Annotated in this window: 10 protein-coding genes, 1 pseudogene and 1 other annotated feature; of the genes and pseudogenes, 1 reads left to right on the top strand and 10 read right to left on the bottom strand. The window is 49.4% G+C overall.

All coding sequences use genetic code 11. The features are described 5' to 3' along the window. Positions 1-221: 221 nt before the first annotated feature. From CC94_RS22195 to CC94_RS0107080, 4 genes are all read right to left on the bottom strand, one after another. A complete protein-coding gene (locus CC94_RS22195) occupies positions 222-653 on the bottom strand; it encodes a hypothetical protein (RefSeq protein WP_051911391.1) in 432 nt (143 codons plus the stop codon). A 30-nt stretch (positions 654-683) separates the two neighbouring features. After that, a complete protein-coding gene (locus tag CC94_RS21285; RefSeq protein ID WP_051911389.1) occupies positions 684-3,998 on the bottom strand; it encodes a hypothetical protein in 3,315 nt (1,104 codons plus the stop codon). Positions 3,999-4,426: 428 nt separating this feature from the next. Then, entirely contained in the window at positions 4,427-5,644 is a 1,218-nt protein-coding gene (locus tag CC94_RS0107085; RefSeq protein WP_245619714.1) for a Wadjet anti-phage system protein JetD domain-containing protein, read from the bottom strand. Between the two features lie 9 nt (positions 5,645-5,653). Beyond that, positions 5,654-5,944, bottom strand: coding sequence for a hypothetical protein (locus tag CC94_RS0107080; protein ID WP_031430343.1), 291 nt, complete (start codon positions 5,942-5,944; stop codon positions 5,654-5,656). A 3-nt stretch (positions 5,945-5,947) separates the two neighbouring features. On the opposite strand from CC94_RS0107080, the pseudogene CC94_RS0107075 reads away from it, so the two are divergent. Then, positions 5,948-6,775, top strand: a pseudogene (locus CC94_RS0107075) (IS256 family transposase); the annotation flags it as partial. A 35-nt stretch (positions 6,776-6,810) separates the two neighbouring features. Here CC94_RS0107075 and CC94_RS0107070 read toward each other — a convergent pair. The 6 genes from CC94_RS0107070 to CC94_RS0107045 form a co-directional block, all read right to left on the bottom strand. Continuing rightward, positions 6,811-8,039 (bottom strand): IS3 family transposase gene (locus tag CC94_RS0107070; protein WP_169740946.1). Its coding sequence is split into 2 segments (ribosomal slippage): positions 6,811-7,748 and positions 7,748-8,039, totalling 1,230 coding nucleotides; the frame shifts between segments, so codons are not numbered across the junction. Next, positions 7,639-7,755, bottom strand: a sequence feature (AL1L pseudoknot). Its footprint overlaps the gene before it by 117 nt. 92 nt (positions 8,040-8,131) lie before the next feature. After that, positions 8,132-8,404, bottom strand: a complete 273-nt coding sequence (locus tag CC94_RS24585; protein WP_245549430.1) for a hypothetical protein — start codon at positions 8,402-8,404, stop codon at positions 8,132-8,134. Positions 8,405-8,635: 231 nt separating this feature from the next. Beyond that, a complete protein-coding gene (locus CC94_RS24580) occupies positions 8,636-9,106 on the bottom strand; it encodes a TniB family NTP-binding protein (RefSeq protein WP_245549429.1) in 471 nt (156 codons plus the stop codon). Next, entirely contained in the window at positions 9,103-11,103 is a 2,001-nt protein-coding gene (locus CC94_RS0107055) for a Mu transposase C-terminal domain-containing protein (protein WP_031430341.1), read from the bottom strand. Before CC94_RS0107055 ends, CC94_RS24580 begins: the two co-directional genes overlap by 4 nt. Next, complete coding sequence (locus CC94_RS0107050) at positions 11,066-11,788, bottom strand: TnsA endonuclease N-terminal domain-containing protein (RefSeq protein ID WP_031430340.1); 723 nt, start codon at positions 11,786-11,788, stop codon at positions 11,066-11,068. The genes CC94_RS0107055 and CC94_RS0107050 overlap by 38 nt, the downstream gene beginning before the upstream one ends. 247 nt (positions 11,789-12,035) lie before the next feature. Next, a complete protein-coding gene (locus tag CC94_RS0107045) occupies positions 12,036-12,458 on the bottom strand; it encodes a helix-turn-helix domain-containing protein (RefSeq protein ID WP_031430339.1) in 423 nt (140 codons plus the stop codon). Positions 12,459-12,888 lie beyond the last annotated feature (430 nt).

Here is a 12,888-nt window from a genome sequence, read left to right as displayed (position 1 = left end):
GATCATCACGATGCCGATAAACTGCGGCAAAGGCTGTATTATAAATAGGTGTTTCAAAGCAAAAACATCTGCCAGATTGGTATCGGATCGTTGATCCGTCATATCGTTATCTCGCATCAAGCTGGCCGAATTTCGAATGCTTGAATTCGGCCATTTCCAGTCAGTTAGCTTCTATTTTCGTACGGCTGCATCAATAGGTGCTCGGATTCATGCGACTAGGCTTATTGTGACCAAGCTTCGCTCTTGAGCCAATCATCCAGAGAATCTACCCTGACAAATTCAGTCGGAACAGGGTAAGGTGGGTGGACCATCCACCAATGCAGGTCGCGGCTTACATACATCTCCACATCGCGTCCCTCGGCCACCACGGCAGGCGGCCACTTCAGCAGTTCGAGCATACGTGATCGGTGTTCCTTCACGAAGTCGCGGCGTCGGGCGATCTTGCTGAACTGACCTTTTCTATCCGCTTCATCCTTTCCAAAAATCTCATCTCTGAGTCGCCTAGAATCTTTGACGCTGAACGGAGGCTTGTTGTATTTGCACTCCACCGTTACCAACGTGTTGGTGAAAGGCCAGTAGGCCAAAACGTCAAAGTCGCCGACATCTGGGAAATGTTCACCTGGGAATCTATGGAAAAAGTCCACGCCCCGCATGACATATTGCGTAAACCTGCGGAAGATTTCCTAGGTCCGAACCTCTAGCTGTTTCTCGATGCGTTCCTTGATCAATCGTACTTCGCGCTCGACCGCAGGCCAGGGAAGGTCGGCAGGTAGGTAGCCGTCGACAACTGACTTAGACCAGATATGCAGTGCGCGGCTAGCCCCCTCCGCACCCCAACGAAGCATCCCACCATCTGGCACTAGAGGCCGAATGGTGTAGCGGTGCAGACGTTTGATATGTTCCCAGAAAGGTACGTCACTTTCGTCAGTGTTGCGTCCCGGTAGACGGCGAATGTCGACTGCGGACAAAGTGAGGCACTGAACGATGGCCTCACAATCTGCCGAAGTGGCCCCTTCAAGGCTAGAAAAAATTGCCTCATGGATCACCTGGCTGGAAGCTACGTAAGAGAGCGCGGGCTTTGTCGCCAGCTCATGCCGAATGGGCTGAGACAGCACGATCAAGCACTGAAGTAAGTGTTTGAGCTCGAAGCCGGCATCTTGCCGGAACGCTTGGCGTAGCCTGGGGTTCTCCAAGTCCTCAGCAAGATCGCCCACAACTGCGTCAGATTCAATTACTCCAATACCCAGCTGCCACCGAGCATATTCCCGTTCAAAGGTAGCTTGACGGTTTTCATGATCAGGGGAATAGAAGATCTGGGGAAGATAGGACTCATCGATCTCTACACCACCGACATCCACACCGTTATGAAGGGTGTCACTTGCCTCCGCAAGGACCATATACCAGTCAACGAATCCGACGAGCGATCGGAGAAGGCTCGCATCGATAGGCTCTCGGCCGGTCCGTTGCGGAGAGCTCAGTGCCTTTTCGAGCAGGTAGCGATAGTGGCGGGCATTACCACCAAATTCCTTGCGTGCCCCGGCAACCGCCTCATGGCGATCATAGTCGACCTCATGCATCAGGCTCTGACACGTGCGCATCACCCTGTGGCGCTCGCTGATCAACAATGCCTCGTGTTGCTCAATACAGTTGCGGACTAACTCATTGGGCTCGTGCTTCGCAATCAACCCGTCTATGTGTTGCCGGAGGTGTTCCCGTCCTGCATCAATCCGTTCTTTTGCCTCCTTCAGCTCATAGCGGCCTGGGGCGAACCCAAGCTTGCGCATGCTGACGGCCAGATGCCGTCGGGCCAGTTTGTAATCCGTTAGCGTCGGGATGATCGGATCGACATACTCTAGCGCATCAACCGACTGTTGAACTACACTCAAACAATATCGAGCCGGTCGAGTAGCAGTAGCTCGAATCTGGGCAAGAACGTCTTCGGCCAGTTGCCAACCGCAGACGTGATGGATGGTCATAAGGGTCTCGATAAGGCTTTCAATCTCGAATGTGGCTGTCGTCGCCTCATTGAGCCCCGTTTGCACTGCTGCAACATTCACCCGAAGCCGCAATTTTAATGGGCTTTCCGATAACTTGTCGCACGACGTAACGATAGGGGTCCGCGCTAAGGCAGCATCTGGCATTGTAGATTCATCCAACCTGCACGCGCGATCGGTCTCACATTGAATAACTACATGTCGACGCTCAAACAACGCCAGCTCGAACACCAAGTTTCGACATTGCTGTAAGCAGTCCGAGAGCGCTTGGACGAATAGGTCAAGTAGTCGGTTCTCTAGCAAACTTAAGGAATGGTCAATGTTCATGACGACTTGAATAGTGCAATCGGCCATCTCGACCGAGTAGGCGAGAGAATCATCATGGCGTGAGCACATTTCGATCACGCCGCTTGCGTTCTTATCGAGAAGCCATCCGATGGAACCATCAGGGAAGTACCGAGGGGCATTTTCCCAGAAGGTCGAGAGGTTCTTATACCTCCAGCTACTGCCCCAGCTGGGATCAAGCGAAATGAATGTAGGCGTTACTGCACCCTCGACCAGCACTTCGTTGAAGTCACGAAAAGATGCGAAGAGATCAACCGCTCCTCTTGAGAATGGATTTAATAACCCATCCTGTGTATCGACGTATGTCCAGAATCTTTCAAGTTCATCAAGGTCTTTGATGGCGTCAAAGATAGTAATCAGGTCTGCCAGCGGCAGCAAACGAATTGGCTTTTTCGGCGCATCCAATGCTCCAAATGTGGTGCCTGCAATTGTAAGCACCAACAGTAAACTAACATCTTTAGCAGAAGGACTTTGGCCGTCCTCGTTGGCAATAACTGAGCGTGGGCCATGGACATGTTTAAAGCCCCATTTTCTACCAGGCTTCATTGCCGATAGAGCCTGTTGAGCATGTTGTTTTACAACGGAGACTGTGGCATGTGAGCAGCAGACAATCAGCCAGAGGCGAGTATCTGAGATGACGCAGCTTATTGAAAAATCGAACTCCTGATCTTCAATCCAGATTCGCAAAGGACCGGGAACGACGTGCCGGAAGCGCTCTTGCACAAACCCCGCCAACGACCTGTGTGTCGCATAATCAATAGGCTTAGCTCGATTAGCCCAGACATCAATGGTATTGCCCGGTGCATTTCGGACGCCTATGGGAATCCATTGATCGTTGAACACCATTCCAGCAAACGGCAAAGCGATACCCTGCAGGCAAGCATCGCCGAACGCGTCGTACTCTAGCGGCGCTTGATAGGCGCCAATCTGGATATCAAGTCGGCCGCTTGATTTTGTGCGCCGATCCTTGAGCTCGGCCTGAGCACTGAGGAGCGTCTCCTGACAAGAGATCCAAAATTCTGAGGGAGGTACCTCGATGTATCCGGCCGTCACGGCGGGCTCAGGTTGAGTAGCAAGTTCTGGGATGCTGCGTATGACATGGTTTTGAATCGCGATGGCGAGATTCATATCAGCCAAGGCCAGCAGATTGTCTGCATGGGTAATCCTGAAGGCTTCCACAAAGTCAGGGGTTCGCTCTATGCAACTTCCGTAGAACATAGGTACGAATTCATCGTCTAGCAGCACCCGGACTTTGCTCCAATCGATTTCGGGAACATAATCCTCCAGCATCGGAAAGTCTGGGCATGCCGCAATGAGAGCCTCAGTGAATGCTTTGAATTCTTCATAGGTAGTAATTGGTTGTCTATCTTTAGAAGAGTGTTCCATCCCGACAAGGATCGACAAGGCGAGGATGTGCTTGATCGGGCTCGCTGCATTGACAGGCCACAGGTCCGATATTGCGATGGCCAATGCAGCGTCGAATTGATCAAAACGCTGTAAAATTGATCGCACAGCTATGACTTGATCTGCGAACTTTCGTTCGATAGCCCTCGAATGAAGATTGTTTTTTTGATCTTGAAATAACTTATTAAAATTGTGAGACGAAGCTATTGATTGAGCTTCTTTACGTTCTCTCTTTTCTCTAGATTTCTTTCCCAAAAAGTACTCCAGTTACCACGCAATTGCTTTATTCCCGCATTCTACTTATGCGACATGACCTTAGCAGAGCCAGATTTGGATTTTTTGATGTGTTATTAATGATTAGCAATAATGTCAGGTTAGGGACAAATTTCTGCCATTGAACCAGAGGGGTCGATAACAGCCAATAAACTCTTGCACCATAACCAATCACTTAGCCATTTCATAAATTCTGAGATTTTTTTCAGAAATTATGAGATCTGACAACCGACAGTTATGTCGGGTGACACAATTAATGAAAAATGGTCGATTGATTTTAAAGTGATATTTCATTTTTTGTGTCATACCCTATACTCGCTTTTGACACAAAAAATGAAAAATTTCGGATTTTGTGCCACTAATAATGAAAATTTTTTTTCAACTCTGAAAACTTACCAATGAACTGAATACTACGTCGCTGGCCATACAATAGGCAATGCCTCTTGTTCGATCGCCACTGTTCCTAATCCGTCTTTCTCATTTCCCCAACTCCATCGTTCACAGATATTTTGAATTTGTATTCGCTCAGCCAATAATAAATCACGTGCTATGGCTATATCAGCCGGCAGCAAAGATGCGGTCATGCAATGGAGTCTCAAATCGAAACCCACATCTGAACAGCACATTGCTAAATGATTAGCAATTCTAAATCCGCCACCATCTATATCTCCCCAGTGATATACAGAAGCATTCCGTGGTAGCTCTTGAAGCAACAATTTATACACCCTTTTCCAAGATGGGCTGGGCATTCCGCTTGTATAAAAAACAATAGCTCCTTGAGGCCGTTGGGACACCAACTCGTGAAATGTCGTTAGATTTTCAACTGTCAGTAAATATGAAAAATATACTTCCCCCTTAATAGCCTTTATTTCCTTCGGTGCCAAACCGATATAAGGCCTTAATACCTTAGTTTCTTGCTGGCCATATAGAACCGTTAAATCTCCAGCCAGCAATAAAGTGGGTGGAAACTTAACTAAACCGAGTTCGCTAAAAACCTCTTCAGCTTCTCGAATAGAGGCTGGCAAGTCATTTTGGATAAGCGAGTCAATGTAAGGAACCAGTGTTTCTAAACGTTTACTGTTACTAAAAAGAGAGGCGCTTAAGCGACGAATAGGAATATCATCACCAATTTTGTTTCTACAATAATCAATAACCCGAATTGCGCTGATCCATACCTCAAAATCTCCTGGTTTGGAATTACGTACTTGCGAACCATATCGCCAGTTCTCGAGTACTTGCTCCAATAATGGGTACCGATCAAGATTCGAGGCAAACTCTCGAGAAGCTTGCTCAATCAATACCCAACGAGGCACTACCCCGAGGTAATTCGCCAGCAGGTTTTCATCAAGCAAAAGCACCCGTTCAACTTGAGAGTTCTCATCCGCTCGCTTGTCCCATTCAATTTTAATACATCCCTGTTTTTCAGCGGCTCTCAGTACGGCATTACACTCCAATTTATCCTTGTGTCGCTGCAACCGCCAATACTCCGGTACTGATTTATCTGATAATCTTAATGATATGGCACGAGAAGCATCCTTAGCCAAAGCGTTTTCAGCTCTCCTAAGCAGCTTTCCAAGAATAGAGTTAGCAGCTTCTTCACCTGATTGGACAACAGGCTCTCCCACCATCATCTCCGTTTACAGTGCGTCAGCAATTAGCTGCGCTTCCTGGACATCAAGCAGCTCTTGATGCAGCAAAGGAATATCGCTACTCAATAGTCGGCGGGCAGGCTCTTTGACTCGTACTTGCTCCACAAAGACATCCGCACCATAGCGAACCAAATCATAATAATTGTCCAAAAGAGGCGCCAGTTGGAGGGTGTAAATAATTCCGTGTAACCGCTTATTTTCAGTGTAGTAAACTTCTCTCAAGGAGAGCAGAAAATGAGCGATATTATTAAAGACCCCACGATGGTTGCCGCTTGACAAGATTTGGCCCGTGGCGTTAAGTCAGAGCGTGATTTAGCGGCACTGACTCAGGATTTACTGAAAATCACGGTAGAAGCCTCGCTGAATGCCGAAATGGATGCCCATTTAGGGTATGCCAAGCCTTCTCCCGAAGGCTATGGTTCCGGCAATAGTCGCAACGGTTATGGCACAAAAAAGCTGAAAAGCGGACACGGGGTCATTGAGATTGACACCCCACGCGATCGTAACGGCAGCTTCGAGCCGCCGCTGGTCACCAAGCATCAAACCCGCTTGAGTCATTTTGACGATAAGATTCTGACCTTGTATGCCAAGGGCATGAGCACGCGAGATATCGTCGAAACCTTCCGCGAACTCTATGGCGCCGATATCTCGCCCACCCTGGTGTCTAATGTCACGGAAGCGGTACTGGGCAAAGTGATCGAGTGGCAATCCCGACCCTTGGATGCGCTCTATCCTATCCTCTATCTGGACTGCATTGTCGTCAAAATCCGGCAGGACAAGCGAGTCATCAACAAAGCCGTTTACCTGGCGCTCGGCGTCACCCTGGAAGGCAGAAAGGAGTTGCTGGGTCTGTGGCTGTCCGAAAATGAAGGCGCCAAATTCTGGCTGTCGGTCCTGACCGAACTGAAAAACCGCGGCGTCAAGGATGTGCTCATTGCCTGTGTCGATGGCTTAACCGGTTTTCCGGAAGCGATCGCCGCCGCTTTCCCAAGCACACAAGTCCAACTCTGTATCGTGCATAGGGTGCGCAATTCCTTGCGTTTCGTGTCCTGGAAAGACCGCAAAACCGTCGCCGCCGGGCTCCGGAAAATCTACCAGTCCGTTACTGAACCGCCCCGGGTTTGTCGGAGGCTGATTGTTGTGAGTCATGCCGCGATAGCCGACTCGGAAAGTTGTTGATAATATCTTGCTTCGGCTTCTGCCGGAGGGATATTACCAATTGGCCCTAGCAAGCGTCGATGATTAAACCAGTCAACCCAGGTCAAAGTGGCGAGTTCGACGGCTTCGCGATTCTTCCAGGATTGTTTATGAATCAGCTCGGCCTTATACAAGCCATTGATGGTTTCAGCCAGAGCATTGTCATAAGAGTCGCCGACGCTACCCACGGATGCCTCAACGCCAGCTTCTGACAGACGTTCGGTATAGCGAATCGACACGTACTGCACGCCGCGATCGCTATGGTGAATCAGGCCGCCGTCACGCACGGGTTGCCGGTCATGTAACGCCTGCTCCAGCGCATCCAGTACAAAGTCGGTGTGCGCTGAGGCAGAGACCTTCCAGCCAACGATATAGCGGGAGAAGACATCGATCACGAAGGCCACATAAACAAAGCCTTGCCAAGTTCTGACATAGGTGAAATCGGCCACCCATAACGCATTCGGACGCTCGGCACTGAACTGCCGGTTGACGCGATCCAAAGGGCAAGCCGCGTCGGCATCGCTGATCGTAGTCTTCACCGTTTTGCCGCGTACGATCCCTTTCAGTCCCATTTGCTGCATCAGGCGTTCCACCGTACAACGAGCCACAGCCAAGCCTTCGCGCTGCAATTGCCACCAGACTTTGCGGGCGCCGTAGGCTTGGAAACTTTCATCCCAAACTCGGCGAATCTGCTGGCTTAGAGCCTCGTCCTGCTTGGCCCGGGTTGAGCGCAATTCAGGATTAGCGGCGCGTGCTGCGTGCAGATAATACGTCGATGGGGCAATCGGCAATACTTTGCAGATTGGCTCGACCCCATAAGCCTCGCGATGTTCATCGATAAAGGCGTTCATCGTTTGAACGGGCGGTCGAGCTCCGCCTGTGCAAAATAAGCCGACGCCTTGCGCAGAATCTCGTTGGCTTGGCGTAATTCGCGAACTTCCCGCTCCAGCGCTTTGATCCGTTCCGATTCGCTGCTGATCGAACCTTTCGCCTCATCGTTGGTTTTTTGCGATTGCCTGATCCAGCGGCGTAGCGTTTCAGCTGTGCAACCCATCTTGGCGGCAATCGACTGAATAGCCGCCCATTCCGAAGCGTATTCACTCTGATGCTCGCTCACCATGCGAATGGCTCGTTCCCGAATCTCCGGTGAATAATGATTTGTTGTTTTCGTTTTCATAGCTCCATCTTCTCATAAGTTGGAGCCTCCGATAATCCCGGGGCGGTTCACTTGCTCCAATTGAGGACTAACAGGGTAGTCACTAAACGGAATCAACATACCGCCTCCTTACGACGTTTACGAGCACTTCTGAAATTACCGGATTCGAACGGCTCGTTACCCCGATCCAGGCGGCGAAACTCGAATGTCGGATTAAAAGGATTCAGCTTGCCCACGCCCTCCCACCAAAGCTCCTCGGTGAAGGCTTGCTCCAGCAATTGTGGCCCAATCTCCTTCACTTCCGTTTCCAATGCGATTCTCAAAGCGGTGGCCAAGAGTTTCTTAATGTAGGCAACACGGCCATCACTGGCGTAGTGCAAGCGCATACCCAGTTCATCCCACCCAAACTGGCCACACATCAAGGGGAGTGGTAGGCAAGACCCCAGCGAACGAAACAACTGGAGGCATTCGGCGTGGATGGAACTCTTATCACTTTGGCCCAAAGCTAAGCGAATTCGCCGGGAAAAGCGCCGCCGAAGTTGTTCGTTGACTTGTAAGATTTGTTCGAGACGAGGCAAGCCAAGAAACACGGTTGGAATACCGGTCTGATCGATTAACTATTTTAACCAGTCGCCTACCATGTAATGTGTGGTAGCTTTGCCTCGGTCGTGAATATGTTGGGCTTCGTCGAACAAGATCATTTCCACCCGACAGGCCCTACATAACGTAATGACCCGAGAGGTTTTCGCCGAAACTGTACCGGTGGTAGCAGCCGGATCGCCTAGTTTTTCTAAAAGAGCCGAGGCCACGCTCGATATAGTAGCTGCCGAAGGGACCGACACGATCAGTACCGGTGTGACATCCCGGTCCGGCAAGGTAACCTTGGGATATTGCTGCTCGATCCATCGGCAAATACTACTTTTTCCAGCCCCGCTTTCCCCAAGAACCAGCAAATGCTGAGCGATGCCCGTCTCGCGAAACAGCGCAAGATTCGCTTTAACCGCATCGACCGCGACGACAAAGGGTGGGAAAGGAATGTACTCTTCATCAAAACGTTGTAATTCGTCGAAAATCTCTTTGAAATTCATTCTGATTCTCCAGAATTGCGTTTCAGCTGGAATGAAGTGATGATGTCCGGCGCCGTCGGCTCCGATCCTTGGTCAGATAATTTGGGGGATTTAAGTTTTTGAGGCTTCGGTAATTCAGCGGTATCCGCTTTTTTGATTGGGGTTTCCGATCCACTGGGTTTGCTGCTGCTAATGCCGCGTAAAGCGGCGCTACGACGTCTGGCCACATGTTTGCGATTAGTCATCAATTCTTCGATCGATCGTGACAAATCAGATCGTGCCCGTTCAAGGGCGATACGATCAACTGCGGCTAAACCTTGCTCACGCAACTGTTGGCGAATAAATTCGTTCTGTTTGACGGTCAGCCCCTTAGCAAACTCGTAATCGAGTGCTTTCACCGCCACAGGCTCGGCATCGTTAGGTCCCCATACCTGAATTTCGCCCAAATCTTCCGGATCATAGACAACACGGACTTTAACGCCTTCATCAAAGGCTCGCAGTATGGGACCGAGTTCATCTGAGCTATAACGGATACCGTTTAAAAAAATCCCGTCGCGACGCAATGACCGTTCAGCCACTAAGCCAATACGGCGCTGCAAAGTGCGTAAATCGTCGGGAAGTACCGGTTCGTAATGCGAAATGCCCTCGTGCCATCGAGCCCAAGGCGTGGTATTTATCCCACGATGCCTGTCTTGGGCATAAATATCAAGAAGCCATTTTTCGAAGATATGATTGAATTCGGCAAAGGTCATCAGGGCCGCCTTTTGCGAATCGTAATCGCCGCGCAGATAAAACTTGGCAAAACTGGTACCCGGCAGTTGATGGGCAAAGAAATAGTTAATCGTTTTGAGATAGCGCTCGACCACACCCTTGAATCGTGGTTCATGATTCGGGCAATATTGGATACGGATTCCCAAGTCGTAAGCAACGCTTTCCAGATCGTTGCTGTGGAATTCCAACCCATTGTCGACCACTAAAACTTCGGGTAATCCGTAACAAGGCCAGCGATTCTCGGTTTTTAATGACGGCATCACGGCCGTAGCCGGATTTTTGGGCAGAATTGCATGCCGAAGTGCGCCCATTACCGCAGCAGTCGAAGGACTATCGAAACTCAAATAGTAGCCAAGCAACATTCGGCTATAGTGGTCGATAATCACGGTCAAGGTTGGCCTACCTAACGGTAGCCAAGTTTTTTCGTCGATTAAGAACAGATCAAGCGGCGTATGGTCAATTTCAACCCGCTCCAGGATACGGGATGTTTTCGCGCCGGTTTTGCCGATCCTAAAGCGGTTATCGGCCACCGCCTTGCTCTCTTTGAGGAGCGCAATTTCGTAAGCCCCCACTCTCGCAAGCAGCCGATAAAGCGTCCGCATCGTAAACGGCTTGATCTCTTCATTCCGCGACGTCCTCGCATTCTCGGCTTCAAGCTTGGCCAGGAATTTGGTGTAAATAGTTGGGACGGAAGCCTGCGGCGATACTTTAAACGCCTCTTCTACTGCCTCGGATACGAGTTGAAGAATACGATCATTTTGCCGCGACTTCTTAAGCCCACGAAGATCGGTACGGGGAATCATCGCTCGGGTATCATGTGTCGACCGGTAACGCCGGAACCAACGATAAACAGAGGTTGCGCTGGGTGGCGTATCATCACCCATTTCAGCCGCAGCTTGTTCAATCAACGGTTTGAGGTAAGTCGCTGTGAAAACTGGAGCACCCTGTCCCAATATATGTTCAATGTAGCGGCGTCGACGTAAGGCTTCACATCGGACGCTTTCGGATAATTCATCCAGAGGTCGCGAAAATAATGGCGCCGAATCCCTTATGGTAAGCTGAGACCGTTTCGCGGAAACATTGCCCTCCCCATATTCGTTTAACATCGTCTCCCGCGTGACGATGGACAAACAGCCATCGGCAACACGTTCGATCAGCAATTCGCCGTTGGGTTGAAGCCGAGCGATTCGATATTCAGCACCATTCCAATCAAAAACCGTGTTCTTGTGCAATGCAAAACCAGCCATTGTCAGCCTCCAAGTCAATTGTTATAAGGGTTTCATGCGAAATAGGCTGTTCCAAGGAACAGCGAAGATGTCCAGCTAACAACAAGCTGTAAGGGTCGATACCGCCGACATCGAACAAATTCGCGGCTGCCGTAAGCGATAACGGAAACTGGTTGCGATATTTATTGATAGCAACAGCAAGCGCGTCCGAAGAAGGAGGGACGCGTGAAGCTCGATGGTAAATCCACCTGAGATTTGATAAGCGCGGTTCTTGTCGGATAACTTGATCGGTCAAAATGACAAAAGCGGTTTCCGAACGGCGCATGTATTCGGCTACACGATCGAGTTTGTGCTGTACATCACCATGTTGAAGGCTACGTGTCGGCTTGACCTCAATGAATATGATTTCACCGGTGGTCAACACCAACTCGAAATCCGGCGTATAGCGCCGTAGCCTTGTTTCATCTGGATAGTGGATAGTGACCGGTTGCTCACGGTACCGAACGATATTTGGCGAAGTTTCGAAAAGATAAATTGCTTCTAGCTCAAGCAAACCTTCGTGGTGAACCATCCGCCCGTTCTTACGACTGGGAAATTTTCCACGAACGATCCCACCGGAAGGGGTGATGATATTTCTGGCTCTTTTATGGACGTCGCCATCAGGTCGATTTCCACGCCAAGCCCCCTGCCAAAGATTTTTTGACATGACTGCTCCTTCCGGAGATGAGAGCAGAGTAAGCTCAACCCTACATCTCCAGCTGCTGTATATGACATACCGATTTTTAGGCAAAAAAAGACCTGAACACGGTTAAATGAACGTGTTGTAAACCGGCTCTAAGATGAAAATGGCTTGACGCTGGGAGAGGTTGTAGCGATACTGAGGACGCTAATCGAGGGTATCGTTACGATGCTTTCCAAAGCGGGGCAAGCCGCAAGGTTTGTCTCGCTTTACTTTACATGGCAGCCTCCTCGACTTTGTGACGTTTTGTTCTACGCATTGATCTGATAATTTGCGGTTTTTGCGGATCGCGAAAACGTACAATTTCGCGAATCACACGAACTTGCGCTTCCGACAGTTCCGATAGATATTCCCTTAAGTCCTTTAACATCCAGTACAGGTCTTCCCTGGCATCCAAGTCGATTGTGAATTTGCGTTGAGACGCATCCCGCGCCTCATGCAACTTTTGTCGTTCTTCGGGCGAAAGCGACAACCCGTCGCATATACGTTCTACAAGCTCTATTGTGGGCGGCCCCTTGAGGCCAACCTCCAGCGCGGAAATATAACTTTGTTCATACCCAACCATTTCGGCAAGTTCGCCCTGGCGTATGCCATAGCGTGAACGAAGCGAAATTAAGCTTTGGGAAAATGGGCTCATGCTTTAACTAAATAAGAAATAGTCTTAACCCAAGAATAATAAAAATCCGACAAGTAAGCAACAGCCTTAAAAAGATAAATCCTTTATAAATCAGTCTAATATATGCAATTTGGTAGTACGGAATTAGATATTTTGGTACTTCAAAATTAGGCATATTGGTCAGGGGGTTTTCTATTTTTACGAAAGATTTTCCAGAAAAATCTTGTCTGATGGCCGGCAAACTTACTTATAAATCAATCATGAGCAGCCGTATATGAAATGAATTTCTTACAAAATGGCGATAGCGCTCGGCCATCACGAAAATTTAATTAAAATTTTTTTTGGATTCGAGAGATTGGTACCCTGAAGCTGTCTTGGAAGTGGCGCACGATATTGACCTGATGAATATGCAAAGCAGGCCTTATAGGCCAGAGACCTAGAGGTTTGGAGA

This window comes from Methylomicrobium agile, from assembly GCF_000733855.1.
GTDB lineage: Bacteria > Pseudomonadota > Gammaproteobacteria > Methylococcales > Methylomonadaceae > Methylomicrobium > Methylomicrobium agile.
The sequence above is the reverse complement of the archived record's forward strand: the minus strand, read 5'-3'. Positions and strand labels throughout refer to the sequence as shown.

Excerpts from the sequence above, each read along its gene's own strand:
- CC94_RS0107085 (WP_245619714.1), bottom strand. The coding sequence starts at position 5,644 with ATGGTGGGAGAGCCTGTTGTCCAATCAGGTGAAGAAGCTGCTAACTCT.
- CC94_RS24585 (WP_245549430.1), bottom strand. The coding sequence starts at position 8,404 with ATGCGCTTGCACTACGCCAGTGATGGCCGTGTTGCCTACATTAAGAAA.
- CC94_RS24580 (WP_245549429.1), bottom strand. The coding sequence starts at position 9,106 with ATGAATTTCAAAGAGATTTTCGACGAATTACAACGTTTTGATGAAGAG.
- CC94_RS0107055 (WP_031430341.1), bottom strand. The coding sequence starts at position 11,103 with ATGGCTGGTTTTGCATTGCACAAGAACACGGTTTTTGATTGGAATGGT.
- CC94_RS0107045 (WP_031430339.1), bottom strand. The coding sequence starts at position 12,458 with ATGAGCCCATTTTCCCAAAGCTTAATTTCGCTTCGTTCACGCTATGGC.
- CC94_RS0107050 (WP_031430340.1), bottom strand. The coding sequence starts at position 11,788 with ATGTCAAAAAATCTTTGGCAGGGGGCTTGGCGTGGAAATCGACCTGAT.
- CC94_RS22195 (WP_051911391.1), bottom strand. The coding sequence starts at position 653 with ATGCGGGGCGTGGACTTTTTCCATAGATTCCCAGGTGAACATTTCCCA.